This window comes from Vibrio neptunius (assembly GCA_019339365.1).
Lineage (GTDB): Bacteria > Pseudomonadota > Gammaproteobacteria > Enterobacterales > Vibrionaceae > Vibrio > Vibrio neptunius.
This window is the reverse complement of the sequence record CP079859.1, coordinates 389042-411460: the sequence shown is the minus strand read 5'-3', so window position 1 is coordinate 411460 and position 22419 is coordinate 389042. Positions and strand designations below refer to the sequence as shown.

Below are 22419 nucleotides of genomic sequence, written 5' to 3'. Positions count from 1 at the left end.
CAACAAAGAGGCGGAATTGTAATCACAGTCACACAAAGTGTCAATCATTGAGCAACTGCTAAATTCCGGCCGGGCGATTATACGTTGTGTGAGCAAAATCTCAAGGATCAAGCGATCTTCTTAGGTGATCTTTACTCAGCACCAACTTGGCGAAGGAATCTCTGTAAACGAGGATCCTGTGGATTATTAAAGATATCCTGTGGAGAGCCTTGCTCAACGATATTGCCTTCCGCCATAAAGATCACGCGATCCGCCACTTCTCGGGCGAACTGCATTTCGTGTGTGACTACCAGCATGGTTTGGTGTTTAGTTGCTAACTCCTTCATTAACTGAAGAACTTCGCCAACCCATTCTGGGTCCAGTGCTGAAGTTGGTTCGTCAAACAGCAATAATTCGGGTTGCAGTGCCATCGCACGTCCGATACCCACACGTTGCTGCTGGCCACCGGACAGCGCCGCTGGATAACTGTCTCCTTTATCCCCAAGGCCGATGTCGTCAAGAATCTGCTGAGCGCGTGCCAATGCTTGGTCTTTCTTCCAGCCGCGGACGGTGATGAGGCCTTCAGCAATATTCTGACGGGCGGTCATATGGGCAAACAAGGCGTAGTTCTGGAAAACAAACCCTGTCTTACGGCGCAGAGCCAATACTTCCGCTTTAGTATGCTTTTCAGTATCCACGCTGACGTCATCAATGGTGATGACGCCTTTATCGGCATTTTCTAGAAAATTCACCGTGCGCAGCAGGGTAGATTTACCCGTACCGCTAGAGCCGATAATGACGATAATCTCGCCTTGTTTGATGTCGAGATCGATGCCTTTAAGGACTTCTGTCTCACCAAAGCGTTTGTGAATGTTGTCTAACTTGATCATCTTACGTATGCCTTATTCAACTTAGCTTCTGCCCAGATTTGCACACGAGTCAGTATTACTACAACGCCCCAGTAAATCAAAGCGACGGCAAGGAAGGCTTCGAAAAAGCGGAAGCTTGAAGAAGCTTCCATCTGAGCTTTTGCCATGATCTCTGCGACACCCAGTGTAAAGGCTAGAGAGGTCGATTTGATCATATCAATGAAGTAGTTCATCAATGATGGCAGAGCCACACGAGTTGCTTGCGGTAAGATCACTCGACGCATCGCCTGTGTCGTTGTCATACCCACTGAAAGGCTGGCTTCCATCTGACTACGATCGATACCAATGATCGCGGCGCGGATGCTCTCTGCCATGTAGGCAGCAAAATGCAAAGTCAAACCAATTACTGCGGCGCCGAACGCATCCAGACCGACTAGAAATGGAAAAACCTGTGGTAAGCCGTAATAGAGCAAAAACAGTTGAACCAGCAGTGGCGTTCCACGGAAGAAGCTGATGTAAAGTTGGCTCAACTGATCAAGTACAGGAACGCGAAATACACGGATATTCGCTAAAATGACGGCTAAAATCAGTGAAAAGACTAAACCCCATGTCGCCATTTCCATAGTGGTGCCCAGATACTTGAGCAGTATCGGCATCAGGTTCAGCATGTAGTTAAAATCGAATCCCATAACGTATCCCAGTGAAAAATAAGCCTGTATACAAAAGCAAAACCCACTGCAAAGGAAGGAGAGCAGTGGGTTAAGAGCAAATCCGGTTGAGTGTCTCAAACGGACGGGCGATACTCAAGAGTGGTTATTCAGTAATATCAGCCCCAAACCACTTCTGAGAAATTTTCTCGAGTGTCCCATCAGCACGCATTTCAGCCAGTGCTTTATTGACTTCAGCCTGAAGCTTTTTGCCGTTGTCATTGTCAACGAAAGGCCAAGCATTTTGAATCGTCTCAAAAGGTTTACCAGCCAATTGTAGTGGAAGGCCAGTTTTCTTTATTAGCTCAAGTGCGGACAGACGGTCCATAACAAAAGCGTCTGCACGACCGAGTGCTACATCGTGTTCGATACCAGTATCGTAAGTCTTGATCTTAATCTTGCCATCTTTGTCGTAGTTGCGTAGCAACTGTTCAAAGTTTGAACCTAGGTTCACGGCCACTGTCTTGCCTTCCAGATCTTTAATACCTTGGATACTGTCGTTGTCTTTGCGAACCGTTATCTGGGCACCATCAACAACGTAAGGGTCGGCGAAAAGGTATTTTGCCTTACGTGCATCTGTCATTGTGATTTGGTTCGAAATCGTATCGATACGACCCGTCTCCAGTAGGCCAAACAAACCGGAGAAGTTTGCTGTGACGTATTCCACTTTGTAATCGTTACGCTTACCGATTTCATCCCACAGGTCCACTTCAAAGCCTTGCAGCTTGTCTTGCTGAACGAAAGTGAAGGGGAAGTAGCGGCCAGACATACCGACTTTAACTTCAGTGGCGGCTTGAACCGTTGCAGCAGAAAGTGCAACTACTGCTACAGCAGCTTTAATCCAGTTTTTCATAGTACAACTCCATAGTTTTATGGACACAAATACTACTGTCACTTTAGTTAATTAGATAAATAACCAAGAGCAATAACCTAGACGTCAGTGGAATAAGATAATGTATGAATCGGTCGCCAGCGTATGGATTGAGACGTAGCAAAAAATCAAGAGAAGAGTTCGGAATAAAATCACATCTTACAAAAGCTTGATTCACAGACTTATCACCAGATGACGGATCTGTGAGAAAAAGCGCAAATGTGGATCCTTATGTGAGTAAGAATAGGGCAGCTTGTGTTGATCTAGCGGATAATGACGTAAATATTGTGAATAACTTAGATCTTATTCACTGGATCGTCGATCATTTGCTGGCGATCTTGGTTATCAACAGGTAAAATTGCCAATCTTTTTCGATCATTAACTTTGAGTGGGGGCACCGTGTCATCTTCGCTTTGGTTGCAATGTATGCAGCAGCTTCAAGAAGAGCTACCAGCTACAGAATTCAGTATGTGGGTACGTCCGTTACAAGCGGAGCTCAATGACAATACTCTCACTTTATTCGCACCTAATCGCTTTGTGATGGATTGGGTTCGCGATCGTTACCTCAACAGTATTAATCGTTTGTTGCAGGAATACTGCGGCAATGACATCCCGAGTTTACGTTTTGAAGTGGGGAGTCGCCCTGTTTCTGCACCCAAGCCAGCGCCGAAACGTACGCCAGCTGATGTGGCGGCAGAATCTTCGGCACCTGCTCAGCTTCAAGCGCGTAAACCAGTGCACAAAACGTGGGATGATGACGAGCAGAAGGTGGCAGAAATCAACCACCGTTCAAATGTGAACATCAAGCATAAGTTCAACAACTTCGTTGAAGGTAAATCAAACCAACTTGGTTTAGCGGCCGCTCGTCAGGTCGCAGATAACCCTGGCGCAGCGTACAATCCGTTATTCCTCTACGGTGGAACAGGCTTAGGTAAAACGCACTTGTTGCATGCGGTGGGTAATGCGATTGTGGATAACAAGCCGAACGCGAAAGTAGTCTACATGCACTCTGAGCGATTTGTTCAGGACATGGTAAAAGCGCTACAAAACAACGCGATTGAAGAGTTTAAACGCTACTACCGTAGTGTTGACGCTTTGCTGATCGATGACATCCAATTCTTCGCCAATAAAGAGCGCTCTCAGGAAGAGTTCTTTCATACCTTCAATGCGCTTTTAGAAGGCAATCAACAGATCATTTTGACTTCTGATCGCTATCCAAAAGAGATCAGTGGCGTAGAAGATCGCTTAAAATCCCGTTTTGGTTGGGGATTGACGGTGGCGATCGAGCCGCCTGAACTGGAAACCCGTGTCGCAATCTTGATGAAAAAAGCGGAAGATCACCAAATCCATCTTGCTGATGAAGTCGCATTTTTTATCGCCAAGCGACTGCGCTCGAATGTTCGCGAATTAGAAGGCGCTTTAAACCGCGTGATTGCGAATGCTAATTTTACTGGTCGCCCAATCACCATAGACTTTGTTCGTGAAGCATTGCGGGACTTATTGGCTCTACAAGAAAAATTGGTAACGATCGATAACATTCAAAAGACGGTGGCGGAATACTACAAGATTAAAGTCGCTGATCTGCTGTCTAAGCGTCGTTCGCGTTCGGTTGCTCGCCCGCGTCAATTAGCAATGGCGCTTGCGAAAGAGCTGACCAACCACAGCTTGCCTGAAATTGGCGATGCTTTTGGTGGTAGAGACCACACTACCGTATTACATGCTTGCCGAAAAATTGAACAATTGCGCGAAGAGAGTCACGACATCAAAGAAGATTATTCTAACCTGATTCGTACCCTTTCTTCTTAAATCACAGTATTCTAAGCACTAAATAGAATCATACCGTATTAGTTAAACGAATTCTGATAAGAGCGTACTATGAAATTTTCCATTGAACGTAACCACTTACTTAAACCGCTCCAGCAAGTGTCTGGCGCATTAGGTGGTCGTCCAACTCTTCCTATTTTGGGTAACCTGTTACTGAAAGTTGAAGACAACATGTTGTCTATGACAGCAACAGACTTGGAAGTCGAGCTTATCAGCCGTGTCGCTTTGGAAGGCGATTTTGAAGCGGGCAGTGTGACCGTTCCCTCGCGTAAATTTTTGGATATCTGTCGTGGTCTGCCTGACGATTCTGTTATTACCTTTGTTTTAGAAGGCGACCGAGTTCAAGTTCGTTCTGGACGCAGCCGATTTTCTCTATCTACTTTACCTGCCAACGATTTTCCGAACATTGAAGACTGGCAGAGTGAAGTCGAAGTCTCGCTGACTCAAGGTGAATTACGTGGATTAATTGAGAAAACTCAATTCTCGATGGCAAACCAAGACGTACGTTACTACCTCAACGGCATGTTGTTTGAGATTGATGGTACGATACTACGCAGTGTTGCCACTGATGGCCACCGTATGGCGGTATCTCAGGTTCAACTAGGGGCGGACTTTGCTCAGCAGCAAATCATTGTGCCACGTAAAGGTGTACTGGAATTGGTTAAGTTGCTGGATGCGCCTGAGCAGCCTGTTACATTGCAAATTGGTAGTTCTAATGTTCGTGCAGAAGTGAACAACTTTGTCTTTACTTCTAAACTGGTTGATGGTCGTTTCCCGGACTACCGTCGCGTGATGCCACAAACGACGACCAAAACGCTTGAAGCGGAATGTGATGAGCTACGTCAGGCCTTCTCGCGTGCCGCTATTTTATCGAATGAAAAATTCCGTGGGGTGCGCGTTAACTTAGCGGATACGGAAATGCGTATTACCGCCAACAACCCGGAGCAAGAAGAAGCGGAAGAGATGTTGGATGTCAGCTTCGAAGGTGAGCCAATTGAGATTGGCTTTAATGTTAGCTATGTCTTGGATGTATTAAATACTCTGCGTTGTGAAAAAGTGCGCGTGTCGATGTCAGACGCTAACGCCAGTGCCATGATTGAAAACGTGGACGACGACGGCGCTATGTATGTGGTAATGCCGATTCGACTCTAGCATGCCGCTTTCACGTCTTATTATTCAGCAGTTTCGCAACATTAAAGCCTGTGATATTGAACTATCAGCAGGCTTTAACTTTCTTATAGGTCCGAACGGCAGCGGCAAAACCAGTGTTCTGGAAGCCATCTACTTGCTTGGCCACGGCCGCTCTTTTAAAAGCTCCTTAACAGGGCGAGTCATCCAAAATGACTGTGAGGAGCTATTTGTACATGGCCGTTTTTTGAACTCGGATCAATTTGAGCTACCAATTGGCATTAATAAGCAGCGTGATGGCTCAACAGAGGTTAAAATAGGCGGTCAATCCGGACAAAAACTGGCTCAATTGGCACAGGTTCTGCCACTGCAATTGATCCATCCGGAAGGGTTTGATTTACTAACGGATGGCCCCAAACATCGCCGAGCATTTATCGACTGGGGTGTGTTTCACACTGAGTCGGCTTTCTATGATGCTTGGGGGCGGTTTAAGCGTCTGAATAAACAGCGCAATGCGTTGTTAAAAACGGCCACCAGCTATCGTGAGCTGTCGTATTGGGATCAGGAGATGGCAAGGCTGGCTGAAAACATCAGCCAGTGGCGAGCCACATATGTTGAACAGATGACCGAGAAAGCCACGGCAATCTGTCAGACATTTCTCCCCGAATTTGAGATCCAGCTGAAGTATTACCGAGGATGGGATAAGAACACACCTTATCAGGCTATTCTTGTGAACAATTTTGAGCGGGATCAGGCACTGGGTTACACCTTTAGTGGTCCGAATAAAGCCGATTTAAAAATTAAAGTGAACGGGACTCCGGTTGAGGATGTTCTGTCACGAGGTCAGCTCAAGCTCATGGTGTGTGCACTGCGCGTGGCGCAAGGTCAACACCTCACTGAGATGACCGGCAAGCAATGTATCTACTTAATTGATGACTTTGCCTCTGAATTAGATAGTCAACGTCGTAAGCGTCTAGCAGACTGCTTGAAGGAGACGGGGGCGCAAGTTTTTGTCAGTTCTATTACAGAAAGCCAAATCGCCGACATGTTGGACGAAAATGGCAGGATGTTCCATGTGGAACATGGCACAATAGAACAAAATATATAGTGGAAGATAACTCATGTCTGAAAATTACGATTCATCGAGTATTAAAGTACTAAAGGGCCTGGATGCAGTACGTAAGCGTCCGGGGATGTACATCGGCGACACGGACGATGGTACCGGTCTACACCACATGGTTTTCGAGGTGGTGGATAACTCAATTGATGAAGCGTTAGCGGGTCACTGTCAAGACATCGTTGTGACAATTCATGAGGACAATTCAGTATCGGTACGCGATGATGGTCGTGGTATCCCTACCGAAATGCACCCAGAAGAGAACGTATCAGCAGCAGAAGTTATTATGACGGTACTTCACGCTGGTGGTAAGTTCGATGATAACTCATACAAGGTATCGGGTGGTCTGCACGGTGTTGGTGTTTCGGTAGTAAACGCACTATCAAAGCAAGTAACTCTGACTATCCATCGAGGTGGTCAAATTCATACTCAAACTTACCATCACGGTGAGCCACAAGCGCCACTTTCTGTGATTGGTGAAACGGACAAAACAGGTACAGAAATCCGTTTCTGGCCAAGTGAAGAGACCTTCTCTAACACAGAATTCCACTATGACATTCTAGCTAAACGTCTACGTGAGCTTTCTTTCCTAAACTCTGGCGTATCAATCAAACTACGTGATGAGCGTGAAGAAGATAAGCAAGATCACTTTATGTATGAAGGCGGTATCCAAGCGTTCGTTGATCACTTGAATACTAACAAGACACCAATCATCGAAAAAGTATTCCACTTTAACGCAGAGCGTGAAGACGGGATTGCCGTTGAAGTCGCGATGCAGTGGAACGATGGTTACCAAGAGAACATCTTCTGTTTTACCAACAACATTCCTCAGCGCGATGGTGGTACTCACCTTGCTGGCTTCCGTGCAGCCCTAACGCGTACATTGAACTCGTTCATGGACAAAGAAGGCTTCTCGAAGAAAGCGAAAACCGCTACTTCAGGTGATGATGCACGTGAAGGTCTAACCGCTGTTATTTCGGTTAAGGTGCCAGATCCTAAGTTCTCAAGCCAAACTAAAGATAAACTGGTTTCTTCTGAAGTGAAGTCAGCGGTTGAGCAGGCTATGGGTGAGAAACTGTCTGAGTTCCTAATTGAGCACCCAGCAGAAGCTAAAACGGTTTGTACTAAGATTATCGACGCAGCTCGTGCTCGTGATGCGGCGCGTAAAGCTCGTGAAATGACTCGTCGTAAAGGCGCGCTAGACCTAGCAGGTCTGCCAGGTAAATTGGCAGACTGTCAGGAAAAAAGATCCGGCACTTTCTGAACTGTACATAGTGGAGGGTGACTCGGCAGGCGGCTCCGCAAAACAAGGCCGTAACCGTAAGAACCAAGCGATTCTTCCACTGAAAGGTAAAATCCTTAACGTTGAGAAAGCGCGTTTCGATAAGATGCTCTCTTCACAAGAGGTAGCCACGCTTATCACCGCTCTTGGCTGTGGTATCGGTCGTGACGAATACAACCCAGATAAACTGCGTTACCACAACATCATCATCATGACCGATGCGGATGTCGATGGTTCGCACATCCGTACGCTACTATTGACCTTCTTCTACCGTCAAATGCCAGAGCTTATCGAGCGCGGCTACGTGTACATCGCTCAGCCACCACTTTACAAAGTGAAGAAAGGCAAACAAGAGCAGTACATCAAAGATGAAGATGCAATGAGCCAATACCAAGTGGCATTAGCATTAGATAATGCTTCTCTGCACGTAAACGCAGAAGCGCCAGCCCTATCGGGTGAAGCGTTAGAAAGCCTTGTTAAGCAATACAACTCAGGTATTAAGCTGGTGGATCGCATGAGCCGTCGTTACCCACACGCATTGGTTCATGAGCTTATCTACACACCGCGTCTGACGGCTGAGCAGTGCCATGATGCAGCAGCCGTTGAAGCGTGGACTAAACAGTTGGTTGAACAGCTGAATGCCAAAGAAGTCGGTGCGAGCCAGTACAGCTTTGAAGTTGAGCAACATGCAGAGCTAGGTTTAAGCCTACCTAAAATTGTTGTACGTACCCATGGTGTGACGCATGAGCATGCGCTGAGTATTGATCTGATTAACTCGAAAGAATACGGCAAGCTGGCTGATCTGTCAGAAGCACTTAACGGCCTGATTGAAGAAGGTGCTTACATTAAGCGTGGTGAACGTACTCAGCCTGTTTCAAGCTTTGTTGATGCATTGAACTGGTTAATCAAAGAGTCACGTCGTGGCCTAAGCCTGCAGCGCTACAAAGGTCTGGGTGAGATGAACCCAGAACAGCTTTGGGAAACGACAATGGACCCAGAAACGCGCCGTATGATGCAGGTAACGATTGAAGATGCTGTTGGTGCAGACCAGTTATTCACGACACTAATGGGTGACCAAGTAGAGCCTCGTCGTAACTTTATCGAAGAGAATGCATTGAAAGTAGCAAACCTAGACGTTTAGATTGTTTTCTCTTCGCTGGATGAACTGATTTCTGTGTCGAAGGTGCTCATTTATGCTTATAAACCTTTATTGTTATAAGAATGGCGCCTTCTCCTTGAACTAAGCTCACCCAGCTTCGATAAAAATAATCTAAAGATTTTAAAGGACTGCCAGAAATGGTGGTCCTTTTTTGTTTCTGATGTTTTCATTATTTTTCAATTGGCTGGAGCGTCATCCTCAAGAGGGAGGAACGACGGAGTTGGGGATCTCTAGAAGCGCGTAGAAAATTTTTTAATCCGGTCCCTTGAAACTATTTTACTCAATCCACATATCTATTGTTGAAGAGGTAAGCTGTCTTGCTCAAGAGAGAAGAAACAGAACCTCTGGATCGCTGATAAGGTATCGCTCAGGAGAGGATGACTTTAGAGGCACACAATTGAACTTGATTCGACACTAGGTCCCAGAGTTAGCAGAACCCGAGGAGTAGTGAATGAATCCCTTAGTCGGCAAGGACCTGTACAAGATAGATCCGCGCAAACTCACGGCTAAGACTATTGCTTACTATGAGGATAGCATTATGAGAACTGTAGATTTCACTCCACTTTACCGCAACGCAATCGGCTTCGATCGTCTATTCAACATGATGGAAGCGAACACTTCGAAGAACACTTCTGGCGGTTACCCTCCATACAACATCGAGCAAAAAGATGAGAACAACTACCGTATTACTATGGCAGTTGCAGGCTTTGCTGAAGAGCAGCTAGACCTTACTCAAAAAGAAAACATGCTGATTGTTAAGGGTGAGCGTAAATCAGAAGAAGAGAAGCAATACGTGTATCAAGGTATCGCAGAACGCGATTTCGAGCGTAAATTCCAGCTAGCAGACTATGTAAAAGTGGTGGGTGCAAGCATGGAAAATGGTCTGCTACACATTGACCTAGAGCGCGAAATCCCTGAAGCAATGCAACCACGTAAGATTGCGATTGGTGGCAAAAACCTAATCGAAGGTTAACTCGTCATATTTGAAGCCACAGCGTTGTTGACTGCATAAATTTCCCCTAATCACATAGGTTCCCTATGCTCATAGGGCTGAATTTCTTTGTCGCCTAGCTGCAACTCCAACTATTTAGAGTTAATGGCTATATATCGGGAATAAGAGTGAAAGAGCACCATCTAGGTGCTCTTTTTTGATCTAACCGAAGCAGTTTACTTAGGCTTCTTGATAAGCTTTTTCGACTTCTTCAGCAATAACCTTGATACCTTTCTGCATCATTTCGTCTTCTTGGACATAATTCATGCGCAGACATTGGTGTGCGTGCTCCCAGTCATCTTCCTGACCAATAAAGAAGTACTCACCTGGCACGATTAATACTCCGCGTGCTTTCAGTCTTTGATATAACTCCATAGTGGTGATTGGCAGCTCATCAAACCAAAGCCATAGGAACATCGCCCCTTCTGGTTTGTGAATGCGAAAACGTGAGTCAGTGATGGCCGTTTGCAGCAGTTCGACAGCTCGCTGAGACTTTTGCTTGTAAAATGGTTTGATAACCTTGGTGCTGAGATTCAGCAGGTCATTATTCTTGATCATATGATGACCCAACGCAGGGCCCAGACTCCCTGGAGCCAAACTGATAATGCCATTCATATTGGTCATGGCCTGCGTCACTTCTTCACTGGCAATCACAATCCCGCAACGTACACCCGGAAGGCCGAGTTTAGACAGGCTCATACATAGGATGGTGTTTTCGTTCCAGAATGGCTGAACATCTTCAAAGATGATATTGGGGAATGGCAGGCCATAGGCATTGTCGATGATGAGCGGAATGTTATTTTCGCGCGCCAGTTTATCCAGTTTATGGATTTCTTCATCAGTGAGTACGTTACCGGTAGGGTTGGTTGGGCGTGATGCACAAATGGCGGCAACCGAGTCATCGACTTTGAGCTGTTCGAAATCGACGTGGTATTTAAACAGGCCATTGTCGAGCATTTCAATTTCTGGGTGGTAGGAGACAAAGATATCTTCATCAACACCTGCATCGCCGTAGCCAATGTATTCAGGCGCTAAAGGCAGCAAGATTTTCTTATGCGAGCCATCTGGCTGCTTACCCGCCAGCAGGTTGAACAGATAAAAGAAGCCGCTCTGACTGCCGTTGGTCAAGCTGATGTTTTTTTCTGATATGTTCCAGCCATAAGTGTCTTTTAATAACTTAGCCAGAGCTTTTACAAACGCGTCTTTGCCTTGCGGGCCATCATAGTTGGCCATGGCGGCCACGAGGTCCCCGTTGGCGAGCATCTCCTCACTGGCTTGGCGAAAGTATTCGAGCATGGCTGGAATAGCGGCTGGGTTACCACCTCCGAGCATGATCGCACCTGGCGTGCGCAGGCCGTCGTTTAAGTCATCCATTAAACGCGTGATACCGGAATACTGATTGAATTTTTCACCAAACTTAGAGAATTGCATTTGTAGTTATACCTAATTCATTGTGATTGCTTTACGTGTCATAGTGACTAGTCGAAGCTAGTCATTCCAAGACTCACCTTGAGCGTAGTAGTCTATGGATAATCGGATAATCCCTGAACATACCTTAATGTGGTTACGAGGCAAAGCACAAAATTCCGTCACTGATAAAAACAAAGCCCAACTCCGAGGAGTTGGGCTTTGTAGAACCTATATTGTTCGATATATTACTTCTGTAGAAGTGAAATATCCGCGATCTGTAGGAATAGGTTACGCAGGTTATTCAGTAGCGTTAGACGGTTTTTCTTCAGCGCTTCGTCGTCTGCCATTACCATGACGTTATCGAAGAAAGCATCTACTGGCTCACGCAGGTCTGCAAGCTTGCTTAGCGCTTGTTGGTAGTTACCCGTTGCGAACGCTGGCTCTAGCGCTTCTGTCATTACTTCAACGCTTTCTGCTAGTGCTTTCTCTGCGTCTTCTTGTAGCAGCGATAGATCGATGTCTGCTGCTAGCTCACCATCGAACTTGGCTAGGATGTTGCCTACACGCTTGTTCGCCGCAGCCAGTGCTTCTGCCGCTTCCAGTTCACGGAAGTGAGAAACCGCTTTAACACGTTGGTCAAAGTCAGCTGGCTTAGTTGGACGATTCGCCAGTACCGCTTGGATGATATCCACGCTGAAACCTGCATCTTGGTACCATGCGCGGAAACGACCTAGCATAAAGTCGATAACATCAGCTTCTACGTTGTCGTTGGTCAAACGGTCACCAAACAGAGATTTTGCTTTCGCGATTAGGTCTGTGAGGTCTAGGTTGTAGCCGTTTTCAACGATGATACGCAGTACACCTAGAGAGGCACGGCGAAGTGCGAATGGGTCAGAACCCTTAGGCGCTTGGCCAATACCGAAGATACCAACAATTGTATCTAGCTTGTCAGCCATTGCTACCGCAGATGAGATACCAGTGCTTGGCAGTTCGTCACCGGCGAAACGAGGCATGTACTGCTCGTAAAGTGCCAGTGCAACTTGCTCGTCTTCACCATCGTGAGTCGCATAGTGCATGCCCATTACACCTTGAGTATCGGTAAATTCGAATACCATAGATGTCATTAGGTCACACTTAGCCAGTAGGCCTGCGCGCTTAGATTTCTCAACGTCAGCGTCGATTTGCTCAGCGATGTAGCCAGCAAGCTCTGTGATGCGGTCTGTCTTGTCTTTGATAGTACCAAGCTGCTTCTGGAAGATCGCTTGCTCTAGTTCAGGCAGGCGGTCGATAAGAGGACGCTTACGGTCAGTGTTAAAGAAGAACTCAGCATCCGCTAGACGTGGACGTACTACCTTCTCGTTACCTTCGATAACATAACGAGGCTCTTTCGATTCGATGTTAGAAACAAAGATGAAGTTTGGTAGTAGCTTCTTGTTTTCGTCATACACTGGGAAGTACTTCTGGTCACCTTTCATGGTGTAAACTAGCGCTTCAGAAGGCACCTTTAGGAACTCTTCTTCGAACTTCGCCGTCAGTACCACTGGCCATTCAACCAAAGAAGTCACTTCTTCAACTAGGTCATCTTCGAGATCAGCAACACCGCCAACGGCAGCAGCTGCTTTTTGCGAGTCAGCAAGGATGATAGCTTTACGTGCTTCGTAATCTGCCATCACTTTACCGCGCTCTTCTAGGATCGAAGGGTATTGCTCTGCAGATTCGATAGTGAACTCTTGCTCACCCATGAAGCGGTGACCACGGATAGTGCGATCTGATGCTACGCCAAGGATTTCACCTTCGATAAGATCTGAGCCCATAAGCATGGTTAGTGTTTTAACTGGGCGGATAAACTGAGTTGTTTTGTTACCCCAACGCATTGGCTTAGCGATAGGCAGGTTACCCAGCGCTTTAGCTGCTAGGTCGACAACGATTTCAGACGTCGCTTGGCCTTTTACTTCTTGTTTGAAAAGAAGCCATTCGCCTTTGTCTGTCACTAGGCGGTCAGCTTGCTCTACTGTGATGCCGTTGCCACGCGCCCAACCTTGAGCCGCTTTCGTCGCGTTACCGTCCGCATCGAATGCGACAGAAACTGCTGGTCCACGTTTCTCAACCACTTTGTCCGCTTGGCCTTCAGCCAATGCAGCAACTTTGAGTGCTAGACGACGAGGAGCGGCGTACCATTTCACGCCTTCGTGTGCTAAGTCTGCACTTTTTAACTCAGCTTCGAAGTTTGCTGCGAACGCTTCCGCTAGGGTGCGAAGTTGCGTTGGTGGTAGCTCTTCTGTACCCAGTTCAATTAGAAATTCTTTTGCCATGATTACTTCTCCTCGCCTTCTTTCTTACATTGGGAAGCCAAGCGCTTCACGTGATGCGTAGTACGCTTCTGCAACCGATTTAGTCAGGTTGCGGATACGAAGGATGTAACGTTGGCGTTCTGTTACCGAGATAGCTTTACGTGCATCAAGAATGTTGAATGCATGACCTGCTTTAAGAATGCGCTCGTAGGCTGGAAGCGGCAGTGGCTTCTCAAGCTCAAGTAGCTCTTTGGTTTCTTTTTCACATTGGTCGAAGAAAGTGAATAGGAAATCGACGTCTGCGTGCTCGAAGTTGTACGTAGACTGTTCCACTTCGTTCTGGTGGAAAATGTCACCGTAAGTCACTTTGCTACCGTCTGGGGCGATGTTCCATACAAGATCGTAAACCGAGTCTACTTCTTGGATGTACATAGCAAGACGTTCGATACCGTAAGTGATCTCACCGGTTACTGGTTTACACTCAAGGCCACCAACCTGCTGGAAGTAAGTAAACTGAGTCACTTCCATGCCGTTTAGCCACACTTCCCAGCCTAGGCCCCATGCGCCTAATGTTGGGTTCTCCCAGTTATCTTCGACGAAACGAATGTCGTGAACCAGAGGATCGACACCAAGTACTTCTAGAGAACCTAGGTACAGCTCCTGAATATTGTCTGGCGATGGTTTTAGCGCTACTTGGAATTGGTAGTAGTGCTGAAGACGGTTAGGGTTTTCACCGTAACGGCCATCGGTCGGACGACGTGAAGGTTGTACGTAAGCTGTAGACATTGGCTCTGGGCCAAGCGCTCGTAGACAAGTCATTGGGTGAGAGGTACCCGCACCCACTTCCATATCTAGCGGTTGAACAATGGTACAACCATTTTGAGCCCAATAATCCTGCAGCGCGAGGATCATTCCCTGGAAGGTTTTGATATCGTATTTTTGCATAAGTCAGGTTCGCGCGATTCTTCTGTTGCTGTTATTGATCAAATGTTCGCCGTAGTCATGGCGATTTCTATCACTTTCAGCACATTAATATAATGAAAATAACAATCAAGTATACCCAGATATTGCGTAGGGGAGTAGGGCTAATCTTGATTAATTCCTAGTCATAATTCTCCTTTAATGGATTTTTAATGGCTTATTCGTCCAAATTTTCCTAAATGGAAGTTTTTGACCACTTTGTTACTTGAGAAATGACATAGAGCTGGATAGAATTGCGTCCATCTTTGGGGAGTAGCTTACCAACACAATCAGCCTGATTGTTTGGTTCGTTCGTCAACATAATTGGTGCACAATCACCATGGCGCTCGAGACTCATCGCCTGATGGGTTTAGCAAGACCTTAGATAAACATCGTGAACCGGGGTGGGGCACGAGGTTTGTCTTAGGTTTAAAATAATTATCCCTGCCTCAATGAGCATGTCGTGAGCGTTTTAGCTATTTCAATTACCACTGTCGCTTTAGCCGAAATTGGTGACAAAACCCAGCTATTGTCTTTACTGTTGGCCAGTCGTTATCGAAAACCGATACCGATTATCGCCGCAATTTTCTTCGCTACTATTGCCAATCACGCCCTTGCGGCTTGGTTAGGCGTGGTTGTGGCCGACTATTTATCACCAGAAGTGCTTAAGTGGGTCGTGGTGGCAAGTTTTCTCGCTATGGCGGGTTGGGTGCTAATCCCAGATAAGTTGGATGATGACGATGAAATTTCCAACCGAGGACCGTTTGTTGCCAGCTTCATCGCGTTCTTTATCGCTGAAATTGGTGATAAAACTCAGATTGCTACCTCTATCTTAGGGGCTCAGTTTGCCGACGCGCTGACGTTGGTGATTATAGGTACTACGCTGGGTATGCTTGCAGCCAATGTTCCCGTGGTTTTGATTGGTAAATTGTCGGCTGATAAAATGCCGCTCAACCTGATTCGTAAGCTGACCGCTCTGCTATTTATCGCTCTAGCGGTAGGTGCAGCATTCTTGTAGAAATGTCGCTAAAGTGTGGTAAAAATCGGATATCTGGTGGAGAAATGCGATAGATCAAACTCTGTGCTAAATTCGTGTAAGGGCGTGATCGTTGACATATTAGTGTCATACTTGTCATGCTAACTTAACGGTGTGAATGATGTTACTCAAGGTCAGAAGAATTCTGTTTTTTCTTCAAACACCTAGAGTATAGCGAGAGGGCAACATTATGCTTACACGTTATATGGGGATGACCCCAAAAAAGTCAGAGTTATCTATTCACTTTCGGCTTGGTACTGTGTTTACTGGCAATGGTACTGACCGACATGTGGCTACCGATTGTTGCAGGTTCATTTGTGTTGACCGCATTGACGGTTGAGGCCTGGATTCGAGTCGCGCACATTATCCCAATGCATGAAGAAATGCGGGTAATGCGAAAACAGCTGAAAAAATTACAATCTGAAGTCCACACCATTGAATATGACGAATAAACAAACGGCTGCTCCAGGCAGCCGTTTTTCATTTCAATGAGTTTAGCGTTAACGCTAATCCATTCCTTTCTTGATCAGATACTGATAAGGCAGTTCTTCAGTTTGAGCCGCAATTAGCTGGTGATCCATAAAGCGGCAGAAGCTCGGAATGTCACGTGTGGTGGATGGGTCATCGGCTTTTACCAGCAGAATCTCACCCTCTTTCATGTTACGGATTGTCTTCCTGACCATCATCACTGGCTCTGGGCAGCGCAGTCCTTCTGCCTCTAAAGTTTGGGTCGCCTGTTCTGAATTGATTGTCATGGTCATATCTTTATTACCTCAATAGGAGGTAGATAATACTGGTGAAGAAAAAATATTCAATAACCCCTTGGCAAAGCGATCAAATTGTTTTAACTTACTTAACAAGTTGGTAACATTTAAAACAAGGAGCGCTTATGTTGACAGCTTTAGATCGTCTAACCATCTATTCCGTGCTGTGCTTTATTTCTTTTTGCGCACTTGTTTTACGTACACCAGCAGAATCGTCGTTTATGCCTTTGCTCGGCATGGTTGCGACGGTTGTAGGGATTTGGCTCGAGATGCATCGCTGGCCGAGCGCATCTGAAGAGCAAGAAAATTGATGGTTGAACTTCCAACAACCATTCTCAATGGTAACTACGCTCAATTACATTCCGACACTATCCCCATTTTTCTTGGGCTTCCCCGCTGAAAGGCGGGATTTTTTTTATCTAAAGAGTACAATTCAATAAATATACCCTTCATTTTAAGTGGCTATTTGTGGAATTAGAAGACATCTATCGCCGTGATCTGAATTTGCTGGTGGCGTTGCGGGTTTTAATCGAAGAGTGCAGCGTGAGTAAAGCAGCACATCGGCTTAATCTTAGCCAGTCTGCGATGAGCCGAGTGTTAGGTCGGCTGCGTGATATGCTGGGTGACCCCTTGTTTACACGTCAGGGGCAGCATCTGATTCCAACCGAAAAAGCGCTCGAGGTCGACAAAGCACTGGGAGAGCCGTTGGAGTCGCTGCGTCAGGTGTTGTCTCCGATTCAAACTGAACCGCAAAGCTTTGAGAACACCTTCAATATCGCCACCACTGACTATGCGATGCAGACTATTCTGCCCTTTGCTTTGCCGCGTATTTATCAGGAAGCGCCTAATGTGTCGATTAACTTTCTGCCTCTGCAACATGACCGATTAGCTGATCAGTTGACGTATGAGGGAGCGGATTTAGCCATATGCCGACCCATTGGCCCAGTAGATCCACTACGCAGTGAAATTCTTGGGCGTGTAGGGGTTTTATGCCTCTTATCTAAACAGCACCCGTTGGCCAACACATCACTCAGTTTGAAGGACTACCTTACCTATCCACATGCGATGATCGCCATCAGTGATGGAGTCAAAACGTTAATTGAGCAGGCTCTGGTCGATCAGCCAAAACGAAAAATGGTGCTGCGGGCTTATCATCTGGAAGCGGCATTGGCCATTGTGGATACCATGCCGCTGATTATTACGGTGCCAGCGGATTTAGCTTATCTGGTTGCAGAGCGTTACGACTTGGCGGTTAAACCTTTGCCGTTCCAGTTCACGTCGTTTGATTATTCGATGATCTGGCATGCACGTTGCGAGCACTCACCGGCACAGGAATGGCTGCGATCTGTGGTGAGAGAAGAGTGCAGCCGCTTGATCGCCAAACGTATCGCAGACATGGGATTGGATTAACACGATTTCCATCGATACAAAAAAGAGCCAGCAATGCTGGCTCTATTATTTTGAGTCTTAGAATTACAGCTTAATCACAACGCGACCTGTTACTTGGCCGTTAGTGATGTTTTCTGCGTACTTTGGTGCATCGGCAAGAGCTACTTCGGTACAGGCTTGCTCAAAGTAGCTGTCAGGTAGTAGTTCAACCAGTCTTTCCCAAGCGGCGATACGCTTCTCTGTTGGGCACATCACTGAGTCTATGCCTTGCAGGCGAACATTACGCAGAATAAAAGGCATCACGGTTGTTGGTAGGTCAAAGCCACCAGCCAAACCACAAGCAGCTACTGCGCTGTTGTAATCCATTTGCGCCAGTACTTTAGCCAGTACTTTGCTGCCCACGGTATCAACGGCGCCAGCCCAAACTTGTTTTTCCAGCGGACGTGCGGGTTCTTCAAACTCGACGCGATCAATAATGCGGCTTGCGCCCAGTTTTTCTAAGAGAGGACCATTTTGTTCAATGCGGCCAGTCACCGCTGCTACTTTGTAGCCGAGCTTAGCCAGTAGCGTTACCGCTACTGAACCCACACCACCACTGGCACCTGTGACCAGAATTTCACCTGACTCAGGTTTGACACCAGCGTCGATCAGCGCTTGAACACACAGCATGGCAGTAAAGCCAGCGGTGCCGACCATCATGGCCTTTTTGCTGTCGATCCCTTTTGGCAGTGGTACCAACCAGTCAGCTTTTAGGCGCGCACGTTGAGCCATACCCCCCAGTGATTCTCACCGACACCCCAGCCAGTTAACACGACTTTATCGCCGACTTGGTAACGTTCATCATCTGAGTGAGCAACGGTGCCTGCCATATCGATGCCCGGTACCATAGGGAAGTTGCGGATGATCTTACCTTTGCCAGTGATCGCCAGACCATCTTTGTAGTTGAGTGATGAGTAATCGACATCGATTAGTACGTCGCCTTGTGGCAATTGTGCTTCGTCGATTTGTTCTACAGAGGCGATGGTGCGTTTTTCTTCTTGGTTTAGAATCAGTGCGTTAAACATAGATGGTCTCCACTACGCGGTAGCAAACATTTAAAAACTGATATTGAGTGTAGACTGAAAGTTACTATGACTAAAATGAAACTTTAGCATTATATACATGCATACAGTGCATTGTGGGAAGTCGCATTGGGCAGAAAAGAAAAAGCCAGTCATGTGACTGGCCTTTTGATGATTAAGAAAGGAAAAACTGATATGACGGATTGTTGGTTTCGTCTTTGCATTGATAGCCCAGCTCTCGCAAATGGGCGGAAAAGCGCGATAAGTCGGCTTCATCCAGTTCAAAACCACACAGTACTCGACCATAGTCGGCACCATGGTTGCGATAATTGAACAGACTGATGTTCCAATGTGTACCTAATGTGCTGAGGAATTTCAGCAATGCACCTGGGTACTCTGGGAATTCAAAGCTGTATAGGCGTTCTTTAAGCTGCTTCGATGGCTTACCACCTATCATGTAACGAATGTGCAGTTTTGCCATTTCGTCGTCTGACAAGTCGACCACAGGGTAGCCACCTTCACGCAAATCGTGAATGATGTGTTCCAGCTCTTCCTGCCCACCTTGTAGACGGACACCAACAAAAATGTTGGCCAGATCGTCATCGTTGTAGCGGTAGTTGAACTCAGTGACCGCTCGGCCGCCAATCAGGTTACAGAACTCAAAGAAAGCGCCTTGGCGTTCTGGAATCGTGACTGCCAGCAGGCCTTCACGTTTTTCACCCAGTTCACAACGCTCTGAGACGTAGCGCAGACCGTGGAAGTTCGTGTTTGCACCCGATAGAACAGTACCTAGGTTGCTGTTCTTAAGCTCGTTTTGCTCGGCGTATTTTTTCAACCCTGCTAACGCTAATGCGCCAGAAGGCTCTGCGATAGCACGCGTATCTTCAAAGATGTCTTTGACTGCGGCGCAAATCTCATCGCTGGAAACGGTAATGTGCCCATCAAGGTATTTTTGACACAGGCGGAAGGTTTCTTCACCGATGCGTTTTACCGCGACGCCATCAGCAAACATGCTGACCTGATCGAGAACGACGGGCTCACCAGCATCTAAAGCGGCTTTAAGACACGCTGAATCTTCAGGCTCAACGGCAATGACTTTGATTTCTGGCATCAGCTGTTTGACCAGCACTGCCACACCTGCCGCTAAACCTCCGCCACCAACTGGGACGAAGATATGATCGAGATGACCATTCTGTTGCAGCATCTCCATACCAATGGTGCCTTGGCCCGCTATCACTAATGGGTGATCAAAAGGAGGCACAAACGTATAGCCATGCTGTTCAGATAAACGCTCGGCTTCGGCTTTGGCTTCATCAAAGTTATTGCCGTGCAGTACCACGTGACCGCCAAAACCACGAACCGCTTCGACTTTAATGTCAGGTGTGGTTTTTGGCATCACAATTGTGGTTTTGATACCAAGCTTAGTACCAGAAAGCGCCATGCCTTGGGCATGATTACCCGCTGAGGCGGCAATCACGCCAGCGGCTTTTTGCGCTTCAGACAAACTGGCAACCATATTGTAGGCACCACGTAGTTTGAACGAATGTACAGGCTGGCGATCTTCGCGCTTGATTTGCACCTTGTTGCCAATCCGTTCACTCAGGCGTGGCATCTCCTGCAGAGGCGTCACCGTTGCGGCTTCATAAACCGGGGCTCTTAAGATATGGCGCAGATAGTCTGCGCCAGTCTGTTGAGCTTTCCCTGAAAAGAGAGAATCAGACATAAGCTAGTCCTCTAGCTTAGATTTGTCTCGTACCGCCCCTTTGTCAGCACTGGTTGCCATACTTGCGTACGCTTTGAGTGCAAAAGAAACTTCGCGTTGACGATCGACCGGTTTCCAGCCTAGTTCGTCTTGTTTTGCACGGCGCTCAGCAAGTTCCTGCTCTGAGACTTCTAGAGAAATAGAACGGTTTGGAATATCAATCGCGATCATATCGCCCTGTTTCACCAGACCAATCGCGCCACCATTCGCCGCTTCAGGTGAAGCGTGACCAATGGAAAGGCCAGAGGTACCGCCAGAGAAGCGGCCATCCGTCAGCAATGCACACTCTTTACCAAGCCCCATTGATTTCAGGTAAGTGGTTGGGTAAAGCATTTCCTGCATGCCTGGGCCCCCTTTCGGGCCTTCATAGCGGATGACAACCACATCGCCTGCTTTTACTTTGCCGCCTAAGATGCCTTCAACGGCGTCTTCCTGGCTTTCAAACACTACAGCAGGACCAGTGAATTTATGGATACTTTCATCAACGCCAGCCGTTTTCACAATACAACCATCAAGGGCGATGTTGCCCGATAGGACAGCTAGGCCACCTTCTTGAGAGAACGCGTGATCGATTGAACGGATACAACCATCAGCGCGGTCATCATCAAGGCGATCCCAACGACAATCTTGTGAGAAAGCTTTGGTAGTACGAATGCCTGCAGGGCCTGCGCGGAAGAACTTCAATACATCTTCATCTTCCGTTTGGATGATGTCGTATTGTGCTAGCTGCTCTTTCATTGAAAGGCCGAGTACGGTGCGCGCATCATTGTGAAGCAAACCTGCGCGGTCTAGCTCACCGAGGATAGCCATAACACCACCCGCGCGGTGTACGTCTTCCATGTGATATTTCTGAGTAGATGGCGCCACTTTACATAGGTGAGGTACTTTGCGAGATAAGCGGTCGATATCTTCCATATCGAAGTCAATCTCACCTTCTTGCGCAGCAGCGAGCAGGTGAAGAATGGTATTAGTTGAGCCGCCCATGGCGATATCCAGCGCCATTGCGTTTTCGAATGCATCAAAAGTGGCGATATTGCGCGGCAGCGCCGATTCGTCATCTTGCTCGTAGTAACGACGTGTCAGTTCAACAATACGTTTACCTGCATTGATAAATAGCTCTTCGCGGTCTGCGTGTGTCGCTAGCATTGAACCGTTACCTGGCTGAGAAAGACCAAGCGCTTCAGTCAGGCAGTTCATAGAGTTGGCTGTGAACATACCTGAACATGAACCACATGTCGGACACGCGCTGCGTTCGATCTGTTCACTTTGCTCGTCTGAGACTTTCGGGTCTGCACCTTGGATCATTGCATCAACCAAGTCTAGCTTGATGATTTGGTCAGAAAGCTTGGTTTTACCCGCTTCCATTGGGCCGCCAGACACGAAGATCACAGGAATGTTAAGGCGCATTGACGCCATTAGCATTCCCGGAGTGATTTTGTCACAGTTGGAGATACATACCATGGCATCGGCACAGTGAGCATTCACCATGTACTCTACCGAGTCAGCGATAAGCTCACGTGATGGCAGTGAGTAAAGCATGCCGCCGTGGCCCATTGCGATACCGTCGTCAACCGCGATGGTGTTGAATTCTTTGGCGATACCGCCAGCTTTTTCTATTTCACCGGCGACCAGTTGGCCCATATCTTTGAGGTGAACGTGGCCCGGTACAAACTGAGTGAATGAGTTCACGACTGCGATGATTGGCTTACCAAAATCTTCGTCTTTTACGCCAGTTGCACGCCACAGTGCACGAGCACCCGCCATGTTACGACCGTGAGTGGTGGTTGCTGATCTGTATTTAGGCATCTTACTACTTCCT

General features: G+C 47.1%; 16 protein-coding genes and 3 pseudogenes. 9 read left to right on the top strand and 10 right to left on the bottom strand.

Features of this window, described 5'->3' with window-relative positions; translation table 11 throughout:
* Positions 1–131: 131 nt before the first annotated feature.
* The 3 genes from KW548_01970 to KW548_01960 all read right to left on the bottom strand — a co-directional run bounded on the left by KW548_01970 (position 132) and on the right by KW548_01960 (position 2408).
* Positions 132–869 carry an amino acid ABC transporter ATP-binding protein gene (locus tag KW548_01970; protein QXX06913.1) on the bottom strand — a complete coding sequence of 246 codons (738 nt, stop codon included), beginning with the start codon at positions 867–869 and terminating at the stop codon, positions 132–134.
* Positions 866–1537 (bottom strand): amino acid ABC transporter permease, encoded by a 672-nt coding sequence (locus KW548_01965; protein ID QXX06912.1) that lies wholly within the window; start codon positions 1535–1537, stop codon positions 866–868. Before KW548_01965 ends, KW548_01970 begins: the two co-directional genes overlap by 4 nt.
* Before the next feature lie 124 nt (positions 1538–1661).
* The gene (locus KW548_01960; GenBank protein QXX06911.1) at positions 1662–2408 is read right to left on the bottom strand and encodes an amino acid ABC transporter substrate-binding protein; all 747 of its coding nucleotides are present in this window, start codon (positions 2406–2408) and stop codon (positions 1662–1664) included.
* Between the two features lie 417 nt (positions 2409–2825).
* Here KW548_01960 and dnaA point away from each other — a divergent pair, with 417 nt between their 5' ends.
* The 5 genes and pseudogenes from dnaA (at position 2826) to KW548_01935 (ending at position 9909) form a co-directional block, all read left to right on the top strand.
* Positions 2826–4232: a chromosomal replication initiator protein DnaA gene (gene dnaA / locus KW548_01955; GenBank protein QXX06910.1), complete on the top strand. Its 1407-nt coding sequence runs from the start codon at positions 2826–2828 to the stop codon at positions 4230–4232.
* A gap of 69 nt (positions 4233–4301) precedes the next feature.
* Positions 4302–5402: a DNA polymerase III subunit beta gene (dnaN, locus tag KW548_01950; GenBank protein ID QXX06909.1), complete on the top strand. Its 1101-nt coding sequence runs from the start codon at positions 4302–4304 to the stop codon at positions 5400–5402.
* Position 5403: 1 nt separating this feature from the next.
* A complete protein-coding gene (recF, locus tag KW548_01945; protein QXX06908.1) occupies positions 5404–6486 on the top strand; it encodes a DNA replication/repair protein RecF in 1083 nt (360 codons plus the stop codon).
* A gap of 13 nt (positions 6487–6499) precedes the next feature.
* Positions 6500–8918, top strand: a pseudogene (gene gyrB / locus KW548_01940) (DNA topoisomerase (ATP-hydrolyzing) subunit B).
* 556 nt (positions 8919–9474) lie between these two features.
* Positions 9475–9909 carry an Hsp20 family protein gene (locus KW548_01935; GenBank protein QXX06907.1) on the top strand — a complete coding sequence of 145 codons (435 nt, stop codon included), beginning with the start codon at positions 9475–9477 and terminating at the stop codon, positions 9907–9909.
* Positions 9910–10107: 198 nt separating this feature from the next.
* On the opposite strand, the gene KW548_01930 is transcribed toward KW548_01935, so the two are convergent.
* The 3 genes from KW548_01930 to glyQ form a co-directional block, all read right to left on the bottom strand.
* Positions 10108–11358, bottom strand: a complete 1251-nt coding sequence (locus KW548_01930) for a valine--pyruvate transaminase (GenBank protein QXX06906.1) — start codon at positions 11356–11358, stop codon at positions 10108–10110.
* A gap of 224 nt (positions 11359–11582) precedes the next feature.
* Positions 11583–13649, bottom strand: coding sequence for a glycine--tRNA ligase subunit beta (gene glyS / locus KW548_01925; protein QXX06905.1), 2067 nt, complete (start codon positions 13647–13649; stop codon positions 11583–11585).
* A gap of 24 nt (positions 13650–13673) precedes the next feature.
* On the bottom strand, positions 13674–14573 hold the full coding sequence (gene glyQ / locus KW548_01920; protein QXX06904.1) for a glycine--tRNA ligase subunit alpha: 900 nt from the start codon (positions 14571–14573) through the stop codon (positions 13674–13676).
* Between the two features lie 478 nt (positions 14574–15051).
* On the opposite strand from glyQ, the gene KW548_01915 reads away from it, so the two are divergent.
* Entirely contained in the window at positions 15052–15606 is a 555-nt protein-coding gene (locus KW548_01915) for a TMEM165/GDT1 family protein (protein QXX06903.1), read from the top strand.
* A 208-nt stretch (positions 15607–15814) separates the two neighbouring features.
* Positions 15815–16076: pseudogene (locus tag KW548_01910) on the top strand (hypothetical protein).
* A 54-nt stretch (positions 16077–16130) separates the two neighbouring features.
* Here the strand turns inward: KW548_01910 and tusA are convergent.
* Complete coding sequence (tusA, locus tag KW548_01905) at positions 16131–16379, bottom strand: sulfurtransferase TusA (GenBank protein QXX06902.1); 249 nt, start codon at positions 16377–16379, stop codon at positions 16131–16133.
* A gap of 134 nt (positions 16380–16513) precedes the next feature.
* Between tusA and KW548_01900 the strand changes: the two genes are divergently transcribed.
* Both KW548_01900 and KW548_01895 read left to right on the top strand, forming a co-directional pair.
* Positions 16514–16699, top strand: coding sequence for a hypothetical protein (locus tag KW548_01900; protein ID QXX06901.1), 186 nt, complete (start codon positions 16514–16516; stop codon positions 16697–16699).
* A 157-nt stretch (positions 16700–16856) separates the two neighbouring features.
* Entirely contained in the window at positions 16857–17798 is a 942-nt protein-coding gene (locus KW548_01895) for a LysR family transcriptional regulator (GenBank protein ID QXX06900.1), read from the top strand.
* Positions 17799–17861: 63 nt separating this feature from the next.
* On the opposite strand, the pseudogene KW548_01890 reads toward KW548_01895, so the two are convergent.
* From KW548_01890 to ilvD, 3 genes and pseudogenes are all read right to left on the bottom strand, one after another.
* Positions 17862–18841 (bottom strand): annotated as a pseudogene (locus tag KW548_01890) (oxidoreductase).
* Positions 18842–19013: 172 nt separating this feature from the next.
* Positions 19014–20561 (bottom strand): threonine ammonia-lyase, biosynthetic, encoded by a 1548-nt coding sequence (gene ilvA / locus KW548_01885; protein ID QXX06899.1) that lies wholly within the window; start codon positions 20559–20561, stop codon positions 19014–19016.
* 3 nt (positions 20562–20564) lie between these two features.
* Positions 20565–22406, bottom strand: coding sequence for a dihydroxy-acid dehydratase (gene ilvD / locus KW548_01880; protein QXX06898.1), 1842 nt, complete (start codon positions 22404–22406; stop codon positions 20565–20567).
* Between the last annotated feature and the right edge of the window lie 13 nt (positions 22407–22419).

Bases quoted from the DNA above. Each gene is read 5' to 3' on its own strand.
- KW548_01970 (QXX06913.1), bottom strand. From the start codon at position 869: ATGATCAAGTTAGACAACATTCACAAACGCTTTGGTGAGACAGAAGTC.
- KW548_01965 (QXX06912.1), bottom strand. From the start codon at position 1,537: ATGGGATTCGATTTTAACTACATGCTGAACCTGATGCCGATACTGCTC.
- KW548_01960 (QXX06911.1), bottom strand. From the start codon at position 2,408: ATGAAAAACTGGATTAAAGCTGCTGTAGCAGTAGTTGCACTTTCTGCT.
- dnaN (QXX06909.1), top strand. From the start codon at position 4,302: ATGAAATTTTCCATTGAACGTAACCACTTACTTAAACCGCTCCAGCAA.
- recF (QXX06908.1), top strand. From the start codon at position 5,404: ATGCCGCTTTCACGTCTTATTATTCAGCAGTTTCGCAACATTAAAGCC.
- KW548_01935 (QXX06907.1), top strand. From the start codon at position 9,475: ATGAGAACTGTAGATTTCACTCCACTTTACCGCAACGCAATCGGCTTC.
- KW548_01930 (QXX06906.1), bottom strand. From the start codon at position 11,358: ATGCAATTCTCTAAGTTTGGTGAAAAATTCAATCAGTATTCCGGTATC.
- glyS (QXX06905.1), bottom strand. From the start codon at position 13,649: ATGGCAAAAGAATTTCTAATTGAACTGGGTACAGAAGAGCTACCACCA.
- glyQ (QXX06904.1), bottom strand. From the start codon at position 14,573: ATGCAAAAATACGATATCAAAACCTTCCAGGGAATGATCCTCGCGCTG.
- tusA (QXX06902.1), bottom strand. From the start codon at position 16,379: ATGACAATCAATTCAGAACAGGCGACCCAAACTTTAGAGGCAGAAGGA.
- KW548_01900 (QXX06901.1), top strand. From the start codon at position 16,514: ATGTTGACAGCTTTAGATCGTCTAACCATCTATTCCGTGCTGTGCTTT.
- ilvA (QXX06899.1), bottom strand. From the start codon at position 20,561: ATGTCTGATTCTCTCTTTTCAGGGAAAGCTCAACAGACTGGCGCAGAC.
- ilvD (QXX06898.1), bottom strand. From the start codon at position 22,406: ATGCCTAAATACAGATCAGCAACCACCACTCACGGTCGTAACATGGCG.